Raw genomic sequence first — 19,270 nt, forward strand, 5'->3', positions numbered from 1 at the left:
TAGTAAAAGTTACACCACTTTGCTTACAAACACGGACGAAAATATTATGAGCATTAAAAAGCGTATTGAGGGCATGGCGCCCGCCTTTGAGCCCGGCGGAAAATATCAAAAATTTTACCCGCTCTATGAAGCGGCGGCGACTATCTTTTATACGCCAGGAATGGTGAATCGTGGTAAAACGCATGTTCGTGATAGCATTGACCTCAAACGCATCATGATCATGGTTTGGCTCGCGACCTTTCCCGCGATGTTTTGGGGGATGTTTAATGTGGGCAATCAAGCCGTGATGGCGCTGATGAGCCTCCACTCCTCTCAGGAGTTAGTGTCGGTCGTGGCGGGCAGTTGGCGACTGTCTCTGGCTTTTGGCGACGTATCAGGGCTGTTGAGCGCTGGTTGGGCGAGTAAAATGCTGCTCGGTGCAACCTATTTTTTGCCTGTCTATGCCACGGTATTTATTGTCGGTGGATTTTGGGAAGTTCTGTTTGCCGTGGTAAGAAAACACGAGGTTAACGAAGGTTTTTTTGTCAGCTCAGTATTGTTTTCTTTGATACTTCCACCGACCATACCGCTTTGGCAAGCAGCATTAGGGATCACGTTCGGCATTGTCGTGGCCAAGGAAATTTTCGGGGGGACTGGCCGTAATTTTCTTAACCCTGCTTTGGCGGGTCGGGCCTTTTTATACTTCGCTTATCCGGGCAATATGTCCGGTGGTGCCGCATGGATTGCCGCAGATGGTTACTCAGGGGCGACCCCTTTGAGCCAATGGTATGAGGGGGGAAATAGCGCCTTGATCAACAACATGACCAACGAGGTGTTGACTTGGACTGATGCGTTTGTCGGCAATATCCCCGGTTCAATGGGAGAAGTGTCGAGCTTGCTGATCATGGTGTCCGGTGCTTTGCTGATTGCCATGCGAATTGCATCATGGCGCATTGTGGCAGGTGTCTTAGTCGGCTTGGTGTTGACATCCACCTTGCTCAACGTGATTGGTTCGACCACTAATCCCATGTTTTCCATGCCGTTCTACTGGCACTTTGTGTTGGGAGGCGTTGCTTTTGGTACCTTCTTTATGGCAACAGACCCTGTGTCTGCGGCCTTTACGCACCGAGGTAAGTGGGCATATGGGATTCTTATCGGCGTCATGACCATTGGTATCCGTGTCCTCAATCCGGCGTATCCCGAGGGGATCATGTTGGCTATCCTCTTTGCCAATTTATTCGCCCCATTGTTCGACTTTATGGTTAAGGAAGCGAACATGAAGCGCAGGTCAAAACGCTATGTCCGGTAGAAATGGTCACCCAAAAGATCGCAGAGAAAAACGGTGTGTCGTCTGTGAAAGACCGTTCACTTGGCGGCGAAAGTGGCGGCAATGTTGGGAAGACGTGAAATTCTGTTCTCAGCGCTGTCGACAACAGAAGTTACCAAGGTAAGTCGCGGCCGTCATAGGAAAGAAAACGACCGCTGTCCTTTGGCTGCGCGTGTTCAATCAGGCTAAGGAGATCTCGGGCGACGTTGTCAGGTTTAAACAATTTACCTGCAGGGACATTGCTTTGAAACGGTCGTGATAATGGCGTGTCTGTCGTACCTGGGTGAAGCGAGAGCACACAAGCTTTGGGCATGGTGCGCGCCCATTCAATACTCAGTGTTTTTAAGAGCATGTTAAGCGCCGCCTTAGAGGCGCGGTAACTGTACCACCCCCCTAACTGATTGTCAGAAATGCTGCCAACGCGGGCGGAAACGGTTGCAAACTTAGGATGGGTGCTGGCTTTTAAAGCGGCCTGACAATGTTTCGCGATCAACAGGGAGGGTAACGTATTGGTCGACATATTTTTCCAGAAAAAGTCAGCACTGAATGATCGTAGATCTTTTTCTGGTCCGGATTGGGCCGTATGCAGCAGGCCGATAGCATTGATGACACAGTCTAAATGGTCAAACGTCGCCATCAGCGACTCGATTTGAGGTTCGTTGGTTACGTCGACCTGATGCCATGTCATATTGGTGGGTGACGTCGTCGGTTTACAAGAGCGGTAAGTGGCGTGGAGTTCTATATCAGGATGCCTTTTGGCCAGTATTTGACACATCGCGAATCCAATACCGCCATTGCCACCAAAAATTAAAATTTTCATTATTTTCTCACCAATATCATGACTAAAATTAATACATATATAAATATTATGTATTGTTTTACGAACGTGTCGCTGAATGCGTTTATTGCTTACTCATTTTTATTAATAAGTATTTTTCCTGATTGATCTAATGTTTTAGTGCCTGTTTTTTGTGACTTATTTCACGATAATAATAAAGATTAGTGCTGTTTCTTATATAAATCACAGAGCTATTAAAAATATCTTAATCTATAAGCTAGCTTTATATTAGCTATATTTCTTAAGCAGGGGTGTGGAGAGCATGCCAGTGGTTCAACCTAAAACGATCGCTTATGGTGTGCTGTGTATTTTCGTCACAGCGTTTGTCTTTATGACGATAATATCTGAGGAACGCGAGACCACAATAACCAAAGTGAGGGTTGGGGTCACATTAACGCCGTTAGCTGCGCCTTTTTTGATTGCAGAGCGGTTGGGGTTGTTTGAACAATTTGGCCTCGATATCACTCTCTATCCTTGTGCCAGTGGTATTTCATGTACCCAGTTGATGTTAAATCGTGATGTTGAGTATGCGACGGCCTCTGAGTCTGTGGTGATGTTTCAAAGTTTTGAGCGAAACGACTTGGCGTTGCTGGTGAGTTTTGTTGAGTCGAATAATGATGTGAAATTACTGACGCTCAGCCCTTCTGGTGTAGAAGGCGTTAGGGGGTTGGAGGGCAAAAGGGTTGGTGTGGTCAAAGGCAGTGCCAGCGAATTTTATTTTGACTCTGTACTGATCATTAATGGGCTAAAACGGTTAAACGTCGACAAAGTGTATCTCCAACCCCATGAGCTGCTTCCTGCTTTACTCTCATACCGTGTGGATGCTATTTCTGCTTGGGAGCCTTTGGGCTACAAAGCCGATATGCTTTCTGCTGCCCCAGTTCACAACTTGGGAACGCCTGGCATTTACCAACAGTCATTTAACTTGTTGTCGACGTTATCTCATTTAGAGTTTGCCGGTGATGAAGCGAGGCGATTGCTTCAGGCACTCGATGCGGCGGTGGAGTGGATCAATACCCATCCGGAACAAGCTCTGAGAATCATCACCCATCGGCTTAATATACCACTCAATCAAGTTCAGTGGTCTTGGCAAGACTATGTCTTTCGTCTGTCTTTGGGCAACTCTTTGTTATCGAATTTGCAGCTCCAAGCCCGTTGGGCGCATGAGAGCGGATTGGTCACCAGTGATCCACCGGACTTTCGGGACGTTTTCTTTCCTTTGCCGTATCAACAAATTGTCGCGTTGCGGGAGTAGGTGATGTTGAACTCTCTGTCCAAAAAACTGTTTGTGCTATCAACGACCACGTTGGTGTTGACGTTATTCATTATTATCTCCTTCTCTAAAGTGGCCTTTGAGCAGAAACACACTAAGTCAGACTTGGATCAGGTGATTGACTTGCAACTTTGCGTGGATTTTCTGCGTAGCCAGCTTTGGGTATTCATTCAATTCGGTGACGAACCGAGTTTAGTTCAAGTTGAACGGGCACAAGCTGAACTGGACACAAAGCTTACCGCGTATAAAAAAAATACCCCGCAGCTCGCTAATATTCAACGGATGAACCTTGGTCTGAATGCGTTGCTCAACAAAGAAAAACAAGTGTACTTTTTATCTATAAACGGGCTCGAAGATCCTGTCTGGCCTCACGATATCAGCGCTAGAGGATTGCTGCACTCCAGATACAATATGATTGTCCAGAACATGACGGAAGAGCTTGCGTATGTGCACCAGTCCGTGTTGAATCGCAACGCCACAAGTTTGCATCAGGTTATGATCTTTGCGGGCACATGGTTAGTGATCTGCTCAGTGTTAGTCAGTGTGACAGCTTGGCTTATCTCATTCCGTTTCAAGTCGGGTGCGCAGGCAATGAAAAATGCCATTATGAGTGTTGCCAAAGGAAAGTTGGACTCCAAAGTCCAAGCTGTAAAAATGGATTCGGAATTCAGCGACATCGCGCGATTCTTTAACCAAATGACGGTTTCACTGCGCGAGTCCACGGTCACTAAGCGGGAACTTGAAGAAGAAGTCTTGCGTCAGACTCAACAGTTGGAACATAAGCAGAAGCAGTTGATTTTTCTATCAGAGCACGAGCCACTGACGAATTTATACAATCGCCGTGCTTTTGACAAAGCCTTAGAAAACTCAATTGTTAAAGCGAAGCGGACTCAGTGTAAGTTAGCCCTGTTTTTTATTGATTTGGATGATTTTAAGTCGATCAATGATTCTTTCGGCCATGATGCGGGTGATGCGATTTTGATTGAAGTTTCCCGACGAATCAGCGCGGTCACGCGAGAATCAGATTTTGTTGGTCGCTTTGGAGGGGATGAATTTGTCATCTGTCTCGATCTTCTGCACAACTTTGACATTGTATCGAAAAAAGCAGAGCAGCTGTTGGATACGATTAATACGCCGATTGTGTTCAACGGGAACACACTTAAGGTCGGAGCCAGTATCGGTGTCAGTTACTTTCCTGACCAAACTCAAAACAAAGACGCGCTGTTAAGCATGGCCGATGAAGCCATGTACCGAGCAAAAAAAATGAGTGGTTCGGCGTGCTTTGATGGGAAAACCGCTGTTTGCAAAAAAGGCGCCAATTCGGTTCGCCTGACGACGATTAATGATTGAGCGAGTTTAAGCGGTCTTTTGACCGTTTTCGTCTCTGACCCTCTGTAGTTTCACCCTGATAGGTCACCTGAACGCTGGTTGTGCTGCGGTCAACGGTGATGTCTGATCGAGCATATTATTGTTCATGGCCGACATTTATTAGGGTGCCTATTTCATATTCCTACCTGAGCTTACTCTGTGACTTCAATCATAAAATCTATATGAATTATTGTTGTCATGGATATATAGTATTCTTTTGATGTCAAAGTGATACTCGCTCGTACAATTGAAGATTAACCCGTTGTGTGACGAAGATGATAATGAAAATAACAGGCTGTTGTTCAAATAAGGGATGTGTATGAAATCTAAGCCGTTAGCTTGGCTGCTTCCTATTCTTATTCTGATAGGCGCGTATGGAGCCTATGCAGCTATTGCTGCAAGTGGCGCTGAAAATGCGCAATCCAAACCCGAAAAGAAACCGTTTAAAGTCACCGTGTCCGCCTTCAAGTCCAGTGATCACAAAGTACTCATCACGAGTCACGGTGAATTATTACCCGCTGAAACGACTCAGCTTTCTGCCCAAGTCTCGGGTGAGGTGACCGGATGGCACCCCAATTTTGTTGCTGGGGGTGTCGTTAACCGAGGAGAAACCCTATTCTCGATTGAAAATGACAACTATCAGGCAGCGGTTTTGCAAGCTGAAGCCCAGCTCGCTAGTGCTCAGTCAGCTTTGATTGAGGAAAAGGCGAGGGCTGAAGTGGCCAAACGTCAGGCAAAAAAGCTGCCTGCCAAACAGGTAACGGAGCTGTATTTGCGCCAACCTCAGGTGCTAAGTGCAAAGGCTCAAGTGAAATCTGCGCAGGCCGCGCTAAAGCGGGCGCAGCGAGATCTCGATAACTGTAAAGTGGTGGCGCCCTATGACGCATTGGTTGTCTCTAGGGATATTGGGGTTGGCCAGTATATTGCCGCTGGTGCGCACATTGCGACGTTGAACAACATCGAGGCAGGCGAAATACACATTCCTATCGCGGGTTTCGACCGCGTCTTTTTACCACAAGACTATGCAGGGACGCCCGCGACCATTCTCCAGAGAGGGCTCGTTGAGACGAAACGTGAGGGTGTGATTAAGCGTGATTTGGGGATCATTGATAGTTCAACTCGAATGATCAATATGGTGGTCGGTGTGGAGGACCCTTATGCGCTGGACTCTAAAAAAACACCGTTAAAGTTTGGTTCCTATGTCGAAGTGCAATTTGTCGGAAGAGAGCTGAAACACATCTATCGTTTACCGCAGGAACTGGTCAATAACCGTCGCGTCTGGGTTGTCAATGACAAGAGTGAGCTTGAGCCACGAATCGTCAACGTGTTGAGGGCTGAGCAAGAGTTTATGCTGATCAATGAGGGCTTAACCGACGACGACAAGATTGTTTTGACCGTACCTGAATATCCACAAACAGGGATGCGCGTAGACGTTGCCATCATTGAGAACGCATTAGGCGAGTAGGATCACAACATGGATGAATCAAAACAAAAAGGGCTGATTGCGTATTTTGCTCACAATCCGGTTGCCGCCAACTTAATCATGGTCTTCGTTCTGATTGTCGGAACGGTCAGTTTCTTCTTTATTCAAAGACAAATGTTTCCCAATATTGAAGTGAACTACATTAATGTCAGTGCTCAATACCCGGGAGCGTCACCGCAAGAGATTGAAGAGAGTATTCTCATCAAGCTTGAAGAGTCACTCAAGGACGTAACAGGCATCAAAAAGGCGATATCCACGGCGTCCCGAGGCAGCGGTGCGATTGAAATTGAAGTCGACGTCGATAGAGACATCGAAGATGTGCTGGACAAGGTCAAACAAAAAGTCGATTCGGTCTCTAATTTCCCCGCCGCCATGGAGCCTATACAAGTCTATCAGTTTGAGTTTCGACAGGATGTGATAGAGATGGCTCTGGTCGGGGAACGATCTCTTCTAGAGCTTAAGCCCATCGCCAAACAGATTGAAGATGAGTTACTTCAGCTCAGTAATGTGGCTTTGGTTGATCTGAGCGCACCAGAGTATGAGATTGCCATTGAAGTGGAACCGAGAGTATTACGTAAATATAACCTGACGCTCAATGATGTTACTTTGGCCATTCAACGGTATTCCGCCAATTACTCTGCCGGTGAGGTGCGCACCGACGCAGGAATGATTTCGGTTAGAATTGAGAACCAATATTACAGTGGGGAAGAATTTCGCGATATACCCGTAAAAATAGGGGCGAATGGAGGCAAGGTTTTACTTCAGGATATTGCGACGATCAAAGATGGGTTTACCGAAGAGGACCGTTATTTTAAGTATTCGGGGGAAAATGCGATTTATTTGTCGGTGAAGGCAACCAAAGACCAAAATATGGTGTCGGTAGCGCAAGACGTTAAAGCTTACATCGAGCAAAAGAATGCAACACTGCCTTCAGATCTCAAGATAAAAACCTTAGTTGATATGACTTACTACCTCAATGCGCGACTCGATATGATGCTAAAGAACTTGCTTCAGGGCGCTTTGCTGGTTGCGTTAATGCTGAGTTTGTTTTTGCGAGTTAAGCTCGCCATGTGGGTCATGATAGGACTCCCCGTTTGCTTTCTGGGCGCGGTGATGCTTATGCCTGCGCTTGGTGTCAGCATCAATATTGTTTCCCTTTTTGCGTTCATTATGGTGTTGGGGATCGTCGTCGATGATGCCATTGTCATTGGCGAAAGTGCGTACTCTGAGATTGAAAAGCACGGCGGAGGGGTTGATAACGTTGTTCGGGGGGTGAAACGCGTTGCGACGCCTGCCACCTTTGGTGTGTTGACCACCATTGCTGTATTTGCCCCTTTCCTCATGTCAAAAGGGATTGAGCGGGCGTTCTTTTTCGGCATCGCTGCGATTGTGATTTTATGCCTGATCTTCAGCCTGATTGAATCTAAACTGATCCTGCCGTCACATTTGGCTCACTCAAATTTCACACCAATCAAAGAAGGGAGTTGGAGAGACAGGTTTAACCGTCGCTTCTTCCGCTTGGTTAACGGACCATATAAACAGGTAGTGGCGTTCTGCACTGTGTGGCGCTGGAGTGTCTTTGCTGGGTTTGTGGCCTTATTAGTGATAAGCATTGCGTTGGTGATGGCAAATTATGTTCGTATTATACCGTCGCCTAAAGTGCCCCATGACTTTCCGAGCATCAAATTGGTCATGAACGATAATGTCTCGAGTGAGCAAACCATTGAGGCCCTTAAACTGATTGAAAGTACGGTATTGACTATTGACCTTGAGATAGAGCAGGAGACTGGGCAAAAGATGGTCAGGGATATACTGACGTTTAATCAGGGGCGTAAGGAAGGTCGATTGGTGATCCCGTTGGTGGATGAAGAGTTAAGGCCCTTCAATACCTTCGAACTGGCGAGGCGCTGGCGTGAACGAATACCCAATATCCCCGGACTCAAAAAGCTGACGGTCTCAGATAACGTCAATGATAACGAGAAAGGTGATGAGTTTGGCTTTTTACTGTACGGCTCAGATATTGATACCTTAAATGCCGCTGGACGAGAATTGCTCGTTGAACTAAGACAGCAACGCGGTTTGTTCGATATATCATCTTCGATTGATGCTGGTAGCCAAGAAGTGCTGCTATCCCTATCCCCAGTGGCTTACGACTTGGGTTTAAATTTGTCCGACATTGCTTTGCAGGTAGGCGGCAGTTTTTATGGGGGCGAAGCTCAGCGAGTGCTGCGTGATGGCGAAGAAATTAAGGTTATGGTGCGTTACCCTCAGCTGACCAGAGAAGCGTACTCTTCACTTCGTTATGCGGTGATTACCACGCCCGAAGGGAAAAAAGTCATGTTGGGGGATGTCGTGAGCATTAACCAAAAGCCAGGCGTCAATAGCATTCGTCGCGAGGGAGGCTTTCGGAGTGTTTACGTCTATGGTTCGATTGATGAAGAGCAAGTTGAGCCCAATCAAGTCGTTGAACAGGTTCGTCAGGAGATTATCCCAGATATATTGTCTCACTATTTGGGTGTCAAAAGCGAGCTCGGAGGAAGTATTGAGGAGCAACAAGCGCAGCAAGATGAGCAAAAAATCTTCTTCATTGCTGGGATGATTATTGTCTATATGCTGCTGGCTGTTCCATTGAAAAGTTATACTCAGCCTTTGATTATTATGTCCGTGATCCCGTTCAGTTTGACCGGGGCGATTTGGGGGCACTACTGGTTTGGCATTGATCTGAGCATGATGTCGACGTTTGGTTTGATTGCCGCCGCTGGTGTGGTTGTGAATGATTCTCTGGTCATGACAGATTACGTGAATCATGTCAGGGCAAAAGGCGTTGACATCAAACAGGCCGTGATTGAGGCTGGCTGTGCGAGGTTTAGAGCCATCATCCTGACGTCAATCACAACCTTTGTGGGCGTTTTGCCGATTATGTTTGAAACGAGCTTACAGGCTAGGTTTGTGATCCCGATGGCGGTTGCACTGGGTTTTGCTGTGTTGTTTGCAACGTTACTGACGTTAATTTTAGTCCCGTGTTTGTACTTGATGCTGGATGACATAAAAGGTGTCTTTTCTTGGTTGGGTCAACGGGTTAAGCGCAAAAAAGTTAAGCCAGTGGCCGAGTAAAGGTCGAGAAGAAAGGGCATGTTGTGCCTTTTCTTTCTTCAAGACTGGCCTCTGTTATTGACCTCATAGGTTGGCCTAACGGATGATGGCTTTATTTTATCGCTCTGGTACGAGAAGGCGCAGAAATGGGATAAAGAAAACCCGCACAGAGGGCATATTGTGCGGGTAAATGAGGGCAATAATTTAGATTTTTTTTAGTTTGGAGGTCGCTGGTTAAATATCCATATCCAAACTGTTACATTTTCTTCGCCGAGTTAAGCAGAAGTTTGCATCAGTGTAACCAACGCTAATTAAACTAACACTAATGTTACTTTTGGTTAAATTATAATTTTGGAATCATAAATTCCATTTATGAAATAGCTATGATTGTAGAAATAGACCTCTTGACGACATACAACAGGGGTAAGTTGAACATGGCTGCTATGGGGTGACTTGCCAACGTATTTTTTGACCATTGCTGAGCAACGCCAGCATCGAGTAGCTATCCATACTGACGCCAGCTTGCTGAGTGGTGCTGTTGGTGAAATTAGCAATGATTTTGCTGCCATCACTGAACACGCTTTGCTGAATGAGCCCATTCTCATCAAGCCATACTAGGTCAATGAGTTGCTGGTCCCAAAGTTGTTGGTGAACGGGTGAAAAACCTTGTTGATAATGCGCCAGAGCCTGAATTCTTGGGCTGTTGACTGAACTCGCTTCATCACGGCTTAAATGCACCATCGCTGGGGTGTTATACAGCATTGATGTCAGATCACGCTGAGTTTTTACATTGCTGAACTTAAGGCTGTCGCTGTGCCAATGGTGGCTGTTAATCACTTCATCATGGAACACCGCTTGATACATTGGAACCCGATATCTAGGGTCAAACAACAAGGTTCTATACGGTTCATTTACCTGCGCGGATGTAAAGAAAAAATCCGGCTTGTGGTCGGGGTACCAGCGCCCGAGAAAGTAGGGTGAGCTGGTGTCTTGCTTCATTTCTGCGTCAGTCCAGCCAAAACCAACGGTTTCTAATCCATGAGCGAAGGCAATCCCACTGGTGGTGAGGCTGTTGCCATCTTCTGAACCCAATACGAGATGATGCTGCTTCGCAATCCAAGCCATGCGTTGATTAAACGCATTCAGCATCGCTTGCTGATCGCTGTTATCGCGGTAATCTTCACGGGCCATAGCGGTTGCATCGACATCAAGGAACAGGCTATTGAAATGCCCGTAGTGCACGATATCAAGAATACGTTGTTTAACGTAATTGATCTGGCAATTTGGATTGAGGTAAAACCCTTTGCCCCGAAATCCTTTTTTCTTGTGGCCATCGGCCATTTCGATGGCGCACTCATTTCGCATGGGATCCGGCAGTTGAGCGGTCAACCAGCTATCGTTGATGCCTTGAGGGATCGCGGTATTGTAAGAGTCGTAAGTCGCGACTAAGAATCCAGCGTCTTTGGCTTTATCGACCACTTCGGGTTGGTAGAATGCGGGCATCCAATTGTCTAGCCCGAGCCACAGCTTGTTCAGCCCAGCTGAAGTCAGGTTGTCTACCATGTCTAAAGTCAGCGCCTGCCCCCAGCGTTGTGAGGCAACAAGATAGTCTGATGCGTGAGCCTTGAGCCATTGTTTTTGTTGTTGAGCTGATTTGTATTGCGCTGCGATGGTGTTGTTGTTCAACGTTGGTCTAGGGGTAGGGTAGCGAAGTTGGAGAGAGGCATTGATCGAGTTGACCAAACGCTGTTTTTCGTAAAACGTGATTGGGCCAGAGGCCGAGCCTAATGACTTGAGTACGGATTGAGAGATCGACAAACCTGATTGCTTGAGATACCAGTGCTTGAGTCCTGACCAATCGATAACGTCTAAGGTGCTGATGAGACCCCGTCCGAACACATACACTTGGCTGGCGCCGATCAGTTTCTCAATCTGAGGATTGGCTTTATGTTGTTGACTGAGAGGCTTAGATTGTTGGTTATCGATCCGCCATTGCCGATAGTGTTTGGCTCCGTCAATCCAGTGGTCACCCAAAGTTATGCGGACGGTAAAAGGTTGTGCTTGATTGAGGGGGGTAAACTGGTGCTGTGCTGACATACCAATGTGTGGCTGAGCACGAGTAAAACCAAGGGTATTATTGGTTGCCGTGATTAACTGATAATTGATATAGCGGTGGCCCTGTTGAATGGTCCAGAATGGCATTTTTAAGTCTTGGGTCGTGTTTGCACCATGGTGGTTGTCCACCAGATAGCGTGCCCAGAGTGTGTTGTTAGTGGGAATACGCATACCTTCGCTAAAAGGTAAGAATAAGGTGTCGGTTTGTTGGTTGGCGAGATGAAACCACTCGAGCACCATTGGGTGAGCGCGCCGGATAGCCGGTTGTTGTGGAGCAAGGAAGCTGATTAATAACGCGTTTTCATCTAGGGTTGCTGTCGCTTTGATGCCACTGGGGCGTAATTGCCACGTCGCGTTGTTTGCATCATTGACGATCGGATGGTAGGCGGTTTGCTTCTGCTGGTTGACGTTGAAATAAGGGGCGTTAACCAACAGGCGGTTCCATTCGATATTGAGCGTGTTTGGATCAAGTACAATACGATGCTGGGCGTTGCTGAGAACAATCGGGTTGGCGTGGCTAGATACGGCCATCAATAGCGCCAAGGCTATGGCCAAACCAAGGAAAATACGCTGGTAGGCTTGGTGAGGTCGACAATGGAATCGGGGATAAATCATAATAAACTCGTTCAGTAGATCAAGCGTCTATTAGAGCGGTAACCGATGGCCCAATTGTCACCTTATTGTCTCAATCCGTTGACGGTTCTGATGGGATAAATGGGATGGCCACACGGTGGATATATTCTATTCTTATCCCTTGTTGGTACTCATAGATGGTGACAGCCGCGCTTAAGTATTTAGCTTTAGAGGGAACTTGCTTGGGAGGGGGTGCGTTGAAGGTCAAAATTGGGAAACGGCCCCCCAACATTTGATAGTCTTTATCGAACCATTGCCACGAAGCTAAAGCTCCAGAGCATGTGTCTGAATTTTTGGGAGGGGTAATGTGAATACGTTGCGCCTCTTGGTCTAGGGTTAGCCAACTTTGGTTGCTTTGTATGGCAACGATGATTGGGTACATCTCATCGCCAAGTCTCAGTGAATAGATACCCGATTCAGGTCGGCTGAGTAAATCGTTGGTCTCGAGCTCTTGATAGTCAGACAGCTTTAAGAGTTTACCGCTAAGTAAAACGATGTCTGTCGGTGATCGTAACTCCAGTGGCATCAATTTGCTTGAGTGCTGCGCTGAGATTTTTATTTGATAGCCCTGTGATGATAAGCCAACGCGTTTTATTAAACTGATGCTGAGGTTTAGGGGTTGGTGACGTCTGTGTTGCCCTAACTGCTGACCACATTGAGACTGTCGCAGAATTTCTTGCTTGACCGGTAACCAATATCGGCTGTCGAGTGCGTGTTGGCGCAGCGCAATGTGTAACTCTTGCCATGCCAGTTGAGGTTGTTGATTCAATAAGGCCTGATAGGTCCGTGCCAAAGGGGTGTCGGTAAACCAAGCGCTATGAGTGGCAACGCTGATGCTCATGGCGATCATAAAGGTCGACACGGTTAAATACATACCTTGCCCTTATTAAGTCGATAGCCAACACCACGATGGGTTTCAATGTTTAGCTTAGGTAGCTTCTGGCGTAAGCGCAGAATATGGTTGTCTATGGTTCTGGTGCTGGGGAAGGCTTGATAGCCCCAAACTTTATTGAGTAATTCGTCTCGATGGAACACTCGGCCCTGATTTTGAATCAATAATACGAGCAATTGAAACTCTTTAGGTTTTAACGTGATAGAGTGGTTGCCGATCAAGGCTTCTCGCTTGGCGAGATCGATTTCAAGATCAGCGTAGCTGAGTTTACAGGCCCCGATAGGACGCAGCTGACTGACCACTCGAGCAAGCAGTTCATCGTTAGAGAAAGGTTTGGTCACGTAGTCCTTTGCTCCTGCCATCAGCCCTTCGATTTTTTGCTGAGTGTCGGTTTTTGCCGTTAGTATGATCACTGGTAAGCCTTTAAGGAGTAGCCAGTGTGGCAGGTGATGGAGACTGTCTCCGTCTGATAAGCTTCGGTCCAAAATCACAAGATCGGCTTTAAACCAGTGTTTTTCAACGTGCCCTGCCTCTTTGACCCACAGGCAACGGTAATGGTTCATTTCAAACCAGCGAGTGAGCCCCTCGCCCAGTAACGGATCATCTTCAATCAGCAGTAGTGTTTTCATAGTGGCAGTTCCAACAGGCAGCGAGTAGGGTGGCGACGCACGTGGAGCTTTCCTCCCATCAGAGTCATTAAATGGGCAACAATGCTTAAACCGACGCCCATATTTTCATTGCGTGAGGGCGGGTGAATTCGTTTGAACCATCGATGAGCGATGTTAGGGAATTGCCCGTGGTCTTTAATCTCAATGCGCAGTACCTCAGAGAGTGTCGCGGTTATCTCAATCGGGCTACGGCCGTGTTGTTTGGCGTTTTTGATCAGATTATCAAGGCAGATGGATAGCCAATAGAATGGCAATGTCAGTTGTTTGTCTTGGTTCAGTGTGTATTCGAGGCCGTGTTTTTCGCACACATGACTCAGCCAATTTTTGACTGATGCCGTTTGTTTGAGTAATGCGTCTTCACCATGGGCACTTAAATAGACCTGGCTGTTTTCAGTGAGCTGAAATAAACGCTGGTGATCAGACATCAATCGCCACACGGCGTCTTGAGTGACGACCGGCAGTTGATCAAACTGTTCGCGGAACATTTCAACAGTTAAGCCGAGGCTGGTGATGGGTGTGCGCAGCTCGTGAGTTAGCAATTGCAGAACAAACTGTTTTTCTTTGTTTTGTAGGCGTTTTAGATAAGCGGTCCTTAATGCCATACAAACAATGGCTATGGATAAGAGGGTGATCACTATCATCATCGCGGGAGAGCGAGGTTTGGTATCGCTGACGCAGAGGTTGCTGTAATCTAACACACAGCGGTCGCCTCTCAGGGTTATTCCCAAGTTGTCAGCAATGGGCCGCCATATTTGCTTGGATAATGCTTTCCACCCTTGTTCGCTGCTTAACCACAACGTTTCTTTTTCCAACCAAGCTTGATAACCATTCAGCAAAGCGTCACGTCCCTGACCTGATAAACCAGATAGAGATTGGTGTAAAGGGTGCTGGGCATTGTGTAGGGTTAAGTAACGTGTTAATGCCGGGGTTACGGGTAATTCTGGGTGATGGATGAGGTACCGATCAGCAAAACTGCCGCCGGCGGGGTGCAGGAGAGGATGGCGGGCAAACCAGTCAAGCGGTATGGTTTTTCCCTGACAAAGCCGAGTTTCGAATTCCACGGCATAGTGTAAGTCGGGGCTGAGGTCTGCTGGGGCCGAGCAAGCACTTACCACGAGAGATAAGGATTCAATCTCTTGCCAGCTCACTTTATCAAAATTAGGGTATTGCGCGTCATCTTTAAGCAGAATACTGGGGAACTGGCTGAGTTGTGCTTGGCTGACGGTCAATGGAACGGCCTGCCAACTTTGCTGATAAAACGTCTGCCATCTTTGTTCTAGGTCCTGTGCACCCTGCGCGGCAGGGAGGTAAAACATCCAGTACAATAGGCATCCATAACGGTACATCGGCTAAGTGGTCTCTTTACACGTATCATCTTTGATGATTTTAGCGGCTTTTGATTCAGCTGTGTAACCCCATTGTCAACATTATTCGATTTGAGACCTTGCTGATCGTGGTTCTATGGCTGGGATGCTGGTGTTGCAGTTGGCGCAAGCGTGGGATGAGAGTGGGTGATTTGTTTGTCGTGAGCTCCGATAATATTTTGATACTCGCCTGATTCGATGAGTTGGTTTATTCCGCTGTGGAGGACGGTGTTAAGGTGTTTACTGCGTTCAGAATTTTCTCTGGAAAACATCAAAAACATCGCCCTTTCTATGATCGGTTTAGGGTGAACCTCGATCTGATTCAGTTGTGTGGCAGACAGCAGAGTGCCCAACATATAAGAGCCTCGCTCGACACTGGCAGGGTAAGCGTCAATTCTTTCTTTACCGAGTTTGATAAAATTAGATTGATCCGTGTTCGCGATGTCGAGCGTGACTCCGTGAGTTTTGAGTAAGCGCGTGACTTCATAGTCCTGTGTTGCACCAATATGAAACTGATTGAGATCGCCGATATTTCGCCAATTAAACTGGCTGTTTTGATGATAAAAAAACACGATTTTTTGAATGAAAAGAGGAGATGAAAAAATAAACAACTCTTCGCGCTCACTATTTTTGAACCAAGGGAAGGTTCCATCGTAACGGCCAGTTTGGCCATAGCGGTAGGCTCGACTCCAAGGGTGATAGTCGATGGAGACACTGTAACCCTGCGTCGCAAAGGCTTCTCTGACCAAAATTTCGGCAACTTTCAGCTCGGGATCTCGTTGGCTGCTCGTATAGGGCTCCCAGTCTCCAACAACAAAGCGAACGCTTTTATCGTCAGATTGCGCAATACTTAATGGTGAGATAATCAACAGGCAAACCAACACAAAAAGCTTAATCATCGTTCTTCCTTGGCATTTCCCCATTTTAAATCTAGATGACTATTCGTCATTTAAATAGTGCCGCGGTTAAATAATCACTATTGATGGCATTTTTGTCACTATATCGATGAGTCGATTTACCATCCAGTCAAGGGGGCTTGGAATAACAATTAGGTTTTTTGCTGTGATTCTGTTGTGGTGATGTCCTTGGTTTTTCTTTGCAAGTTTTTATAACTTGGCACAAACTCCACCAGAGCCGCTTCAATTTCTCGTGGCTTGAGGGGTTTTGCTAGGAAACTGTTCATTCCTATCTCCAAGCACCTTTGTTTATCTTCTTTGATAATGTTCGCTGACACCGCAATGATAGGGACAATCGCAGCCCAGCCTTCCAGTTGACGAATTTTTTGAGTGGCCTCATAACCATCCATCACCGGCATGTGGCAATCCATCAGAATGACATCGACTTCATTTTTCTGACAATACTCAAGTGCTTCCAGCCCATCGCTGGCCATCACGACGTCTAATCCAAGCAGGTTTAACATCACGTCAATGACCTGCTGATTGACGTCATTATCTTCGACAACTAATGCGCGAAGCCCAGTATTGTATTTTGGTCTCAGATTGATCATTTGAGTGCCCGATGTGTCTGGGAAGGAGACTAAATTGGGTTGGATGGGCGCGAGGTCTGAAGCTGAAGTGGCTGCAACAGACACTTGCACGGGGATGGAGAAATAAAATCGGCTACCCATACTGACTTCACTAATAACGTTAATTTTTCCGCCCATGGACTCGACGATTTTCTGACTAAGAGCCAGCCCTAAACCTGTTCCACCGTATTGTCGGGTTGTGCTACTGTCGGCCTGATTGAATTTATCAAAAATGACATCGAGTTTTTTCTTATCAATACCGATACCTGTGTCTTTGATTTCGAAATACAGTTCATCACCGTTTACGGTTTGCATGGCTCTGACGTTGAGCGCAACATAACCACGTTCGGTAAATTTAATTGCATTATCAATCAGGTTATTGAGGACTTGTTTGAGGCGTATGGCGTCTGCTTCAACCTCGACCGGTACCGATGGATCAATATGGCAATCAAACAAGAGCCCTTGTTGCTTAGCGCGGACTCCGTATTCTCCCGCTTGCTTGGCAATAAAGGCTTTAAGAGCCAGTGGGGTCGGGTCTAACTCAAAACTTCCGGCTTCTATTCTGGCGAAATCTAGAATGTCATCAATGATGTCGAGCAAGGTGTGTGAAGAGGCAAGTAAGATATTGATGTAGTTGACTTGTACTTCGCTGGGCCGTGTTTCTTTGAACAATTCAGCCACCCCAACAACACCATTCATGGGTGTACGTATCTCATGGCTCATATTGGCAAGAAATTCACTTTTCTTTCTATTGGCTATTTCAGCATTCTCTTTGGCCCTCACTAATTCATGATAATTGGTCTGTAACTGTTCCACGCAATGGTTGTATTTATTCGTTAGAGCACTGATTTCATCATGAAATAAACGTTTGGGCTGTGGAATTTTACTCGGGGTGGGGCCGTTATCAAAATTCGCCATCGCGCTGGAGAGTGTGGCAATCGGGCGCAGAATAAGTTGAAGAGTAACCAGCAGTAAACTGATGACGATGAAGAATGTTTGAGCAAAAGTTAACATGAGTGACAGTATAAACTGGTGCCACAGCTGCTCATATAAGGGGGTTAACTCGGTTTCTACCTTCAGCTGACCTAGAGTGTAGCTCTTGTTCCCAGCCTGATAGGTGAGATCCCATATGTTGATGACCTTACGGCCTAAAATATCAACCCCTAGATTTACAATGGTCTTTTCACTATCAATGATGGTGAGTTGGTCGACGGAATTCAGCTGATATATCCCATAGGCATGGGCAAGCAATTGCTTTGTATCCTCTTCCCACATGCTATTTTGGAGGTTGGCCAAGTAATTCTCCTCGATTTTGAGCATCTGTTTATCGAGGTTGTTGGTTTCTCGAGTGAAATCAAGGTAGAAACTGATGCCTGCACTGACAAAAGCCAGCGTAATACTGATCGCAAGGGTCACGATGACGAGCTGTTTGTCGATGCCTAAATGACGTTTAGTTTTCATAATTGTTATGCTACTGGTTACTTATTTAGAGCGTAGTAGAAAGTTCATGTTTTAGAAACTCTCGATTCTTGTCATATCGCAATCGCCAATTTAAACCGTATATTGTGCACAAAAAATCAATGGGTTGGTCTTGAAACCGTCCTATTTCTGTTGAGATGGTACATACTTAGACCAACATCCTCTATGAAAAGGAGTTTTGGTGAGGCGTTGGATAGTATGGTTTATCGTTTACAGCCCCGCGTTGATATGGGCTGGGCTGGCTCTAAACGAGTCAACTTGGTGGGTGGAAAGTATTGCAGCCTACCCCAGTGTATTTTTATTCATTTACGCCTTTTTTGCGTTTATGCTCGTTCTTATGCAGCGATGGGCGCCAAGTGCTATCTCTATTGTATTAGGGGGGGCTTTCATGTTGATGACACCCAAGGCGCATCAGCAGCTGGTGGCTGATTGCGATAATTCGGTGTCTGTGATTCAGTTTAATCTGTTTTATGACAATGCGGATGTTGCACCGTTTATTAATTACTTGATCTCCCAACCTGCAGATCTCATTGTCTTGCAGGAAGTCTTGCCAGAGATTAGTAAAAAGTTGCATGGGTTGAGTAATATTTACCCTTACATTTATAACGGTCAGGAAGACGTCGGCTATCCCTCAAGCCAAATGATTTTGAGCGTCTCACCGTTGAAAAATATGTCGGTTTTTGTGACACCGGATGAACAGCATATTATTCGGGGGACTTGGTCTCCGAATAAACAAGCCGCCGTTACCTTGATCGTAGCCCACCCACCTTCTCCTAGAACGGAAGTGTTATGGTATAGACGCAATGCCGTGATCAGAACGGTCGAATCCTTAATTGATTTGTACCCTAGTGATGAGGTATTGGTGGTCGGCGATTTTAACCTGTCTTCGGTCAGTTTGCGTTTTGCTAAAGTGTTGCCGACCTTTCAGAAAGCACCGGTGGCAAGTTGGCCCGATTGGGCTCAGGCGTTTGATACCCCGCCTTTCTCGATGATTGCGGTCGATCACCTCTGGTTACAGTCAGTGGGGGGCGGCCGAAAAATATGTCAAAGAAGCAGCGCATCGATACCTTCCGGTTCTGACCATTGGCTAGTGAAAACAACAATAGGCTATTAAATAAAGTGGCCAAGGGTGGGGGTAGTGGCAAAAAAAAACGCCCATCCAGTGGGCGAAAATGAAGTAAGTCATGGTTGTGTTCAAGTTCTAGCGAAGGAAGTCAGCACCTGACACAGTAC

14 protein-coding genes are annotated in these 19,270 nt (G+C 46.5%); 7 read left to right on the forward strand and 7 right to left on the reverse strand.

The window, feature by feature from the left end:
- Positions 1 to 46: 46 nt before the first annotated feature.
- On the forward strand, positions 47 to 1,288 hold the full coding sequence (locus tag HLM86_RS08890) for an NADH:ubiquinone reductase (Na(+)-transporting) subunit B (RefSeq protein WP_076590201.1): 1,242 nt from the start codon (positions 47 to 49) through the stop codon (positions 1,286 to 1,288).
- Entirely contained in the window at positions 1,278 to 1,430 is a 153-nt protein-coding gene (locus HLM86_RS08895) for a DUF2256 domain-containing protein (RefSeq protein WP_076590173.1), read from the forward strand. Before HLM86_RS08890 ends, HLM86_RS08895 begins: the two co-directional genes overlap by 11 nt.
- Here HLM86_RS08895 and HLM86_RS08900 read toward each other — a convergent pair.
- Complete coding sequence (locus HLM86_RS08900) at positions 1,419 to 2,126, reverse strand: SDR family oxidoreductase (RefSeq protein WP_076590172.1); 708 nt, start codon at positions 2,124 to 2,126, stop codon at positions 1,419 to 1,421. The two genes, HLM86_RS08895 and HLM86_RS08900, sit on opposite strands and share 12 nt — an antisense overlap.
- Before the next feature lie 280 nt (positions 2,127 to 2,406).
- Between HLM86_RS08900 and HLM86_RS08905 the strand changes: the two genes are divergently transcribed.
- The 4 genes from HLM86_RS08905 (at position 2,407) to HLM86_RS08920 (ending at position 9,382) form a co-directional block, all read left to right on the forward strand.
- Positions 2,407 to 3,399 carry an ABC transporter substrate-binding protein gene (locus HLM86_RS08905; protein ID WP_076590171.1) on the forward strand — a complete coding sequence of 331 codons (993 nt, stop codon included), beginning with the start codon at positions 2,407 to 2,409 and terminating at the stop codon, positions 3,397 to 3,399.
- Between the two features lie 3 nt (positions 3,400 to 3,402).
- Positions 3,403 to 4,767 carry a diguanylate cyclase domain-containing protein gene (locus tag HLM86_RS08910; protein WP_170882625.1) on the forward strand — a complete coding sequence of 455 codons (1,365 nt, stop codon included), beginning with the start codon at positions 3,403 to 3,405 and terminating at the stop codon, positions 4,765 to 4,767.
- Positions 4,768 to 5,104: 337 nt separating this feature from the next.
- On the forward strand, positions 5,105 to 6,250 hold the full coding sequence (locus tag HLM86_RS08915; protein WP_076590169.1) for an efflux RND transporter periplasmic adaptor subunit: 1,146 nt from the start codon (positions 5,105 to 5,107) through the stop codon (positions 6,248 to 6,250).
- Positions 6,251 to 6,259: 9 nt separating this feature from the next.
- Complete coding sequence (locus tag HLM86_RS08920; RefSeq protein ID WP_170882626.1) at positions 6,260 to 9,382, forward strand: efflux RND transporter permease subunit; 3,123 nt, start codon at positions 6,260 to 6,262, stop codon at positions 9,380 to 9,382.
- Positions 9,383 to 9,802: 420 nt separating this feature from the next.
- Here HLM86_RS08920 and HLM86_RS08925 read toward each other — a convergent pair whose 3' ends face one another.
- The 6 genes from HLM86_RS08925 to HLM86_RS08950 all read right to left on the reverse strand — a co-directional run bounded on the left by HLM86_RS08925 (position 9,803) and on the right by HLM86_RS08950 (position 18,019).
- Positions 9,803 to 12,091: a glycoside hydrolase gene (locus tag HLM86_RS08925; protein ID WP_170882627.1), complete on the reverse strand. Its 2,289-nt coding sequence runs from the start codon at positions 12,089 to 12,091 to the stop codon at positions 9,803 to 9,805.
- A 70-nt stretch (positions 12,092 to 12,161) separates the two neighbouring features.
- Positions 12,162 to 12,983 (reverse strand): DUF2861 family protein, encoded by an 822-nt coding sequence (locus tag HLM86_RS08930; RefSeq protein WP_076590166.1) that lies wholly within the window; start codon positions 12,981 to 12,983, stop codon positions 12,162 to 12,164.
- Positions 12,974 to 13,630: a response regulator transcription factor gene (locus HLM86_RS08935; RefSeq protein WP_076590165.1), complete on the reverse strand. Its 657-nt coding sequence runs from the start codon at positions 13,628 to 13,630 to the stop codon at positions 12,974 to 12,976. Before HLM86_RS08935 ends, HLM86_RS08930 begins: the two co-directional genes overlap by 10 nt.
- The gene (locus tag HLM86_RS08940; protein ID WP_245798253.1) at positions 13,627 to 14,985 is read right to left on the reverse strand and encodes an ATP-binding protein; all 1,359 of its coding nucleotides are present in this window, start codon (positions 14,983 to 14,985) and stop codon (positions 13,627 to 13,629) included. The genes HLM86_RS08935 and HLM86_RS08940 overlap by 4 nt, the downstream gene beginning before the upstream one ends.
- Before the next feature lie 143 nt (positions 14,986 to 15,128).
- Complete coding sequence (locus tag HLM86_RS08945) at positions 15,129 to 15,932, reverse strand: substrate-binding periplasmic protein (RefSeq protein ID WP_076590163.1); 804 nt, start codon at positions 15,930 to 15,932, stop codon at positions 15,129 to 15,131.
- Positions 15,933 to 16,081: 149 nt separating this feature from the next.
- A complete protein-coding gene (locus HLM86_RS08950; RefSeq protein ID WP_170882628.1) occupies positions 16,082 to 18,019 on the reverse strand; it encodes an ATP-binding protein in 1,938 nt (645 codons plus the stop codon).
- A gap of 199 nt (positions 18,020 to 18,218) precedes the next feature.
- Between HLM86_RS08950 and HLM86_RS08955 the strand changes: the two genes are divergently transcribed.
- A complete protein-coding gene (locus HLM86_RS08955; protein WP_076590161.1) occupies positions 18,219 to 19,151 on the forward strand; it encodes an endonuclease/exonuclease/phosphatase family protein in 933 nt (310 codons plus the stop codon).
- The last annotated feature ends 119 nt before the right edge of the window (positions 19,152 to 19,270 follow it).

Origin of the sequence: Vibrio ostreicida (genome assembly GCF_013074385.2) — a bacterium.
Classification (GTDB): Bacteria; Pseudomonadota; Gammaproteobacteria; order Enterobacterales; family Vibrionaceae; genus Vibrio; species Vibrio ostreicida.

Coding starts and splice junctions, on each gene's coding strand:
- HLM86_RS08890 (WP_076590201.1), top strand. CDS start 47: ATGAGCATTAAAAAGCGTATTGAGGGCATGGCGCCCGCCTTTGAGCCC.
- HLM86_RS08895 (WP_076590173.1), top strand. CDS start 1,278: ATGTCCGGTAGAAATGGTCACCCAAAAGATCGCAGAGAAAAACGGTGT.
- HLM86_RS08900 (WP_076590172.1), bottom strand. CDS start 2,126: ATGAAAATTTTAATTTTTGGTGGCAATGGCGGTATTGGATTCGCGATG.
- HLM86_RS08905 (WP_076590171.1), top strand. CDS start 2,407: ATGCCAGTGGTTCAACCTAAAACGATCGCTTATGGTGTGCTGTGTATT.
- HLM86_RS08910 (WP_170882625.1), top strand. CDS start 3,403: ATGTTGAACTCTCTGTCCAAAAAACTGTTTGTGCTATCAACGACCACG.
- HLM86_RS08915 (WP_076590169.1), top strand. CDS start 5,105: ATGAAATCTAAGCCGTTAGCTTGGCTGCTTCCTATTCTTATTCTGATA.
- HLM86_RS08920 (WP_170882626.1), top strand. CDS start 6,260: ATGGATGAATCAAAACAAAAAGGGCTGATTGCGTATTTTGCTCACAAT.
- HLM86_RS08925 (WP_170882627.1), bottom strand. CDS start 12,091: ATGATTTATCCCCGATTCCATTGTCGACCTCACCAAGCCTACCAGCGT.
- HLM86_RS08930 (WP_076590166.1), bottom strand. CDS start 12,983: ATGTATTTAACCGTGTCGACCTTTATGATCGCCATGAGCATCAGCGTT.
- HLM86_RS08935 (WP_076590165.1), bottom strand. CDS start 13,630: ATGAAAACACTACTGCTGATTGAAGATGATCCGTTACTGGGCGAGGGG.
- HLM86_RS08940 (WP_245798253.1), bottom strand. CDS start 14,985: ATGTTTTACCTCCCTGCCGCGCAGGGTGCACAGGACCTAGAACAAAGA.
- HLM86_RS08945 (WP_076590163.1), bottom strand. CDS start 15,932: ATGATTAAGCTTTTTGTGTTGGTTTGCCTGTTGATTATCTCACCATTA.
- HLM86_RS08950 (WP_170882628.1), bottom strand. CDS start 18,019: ATGAAAACTAAACGTCATTTAGGCATCGACAAACAGCTCGTCATCGTG.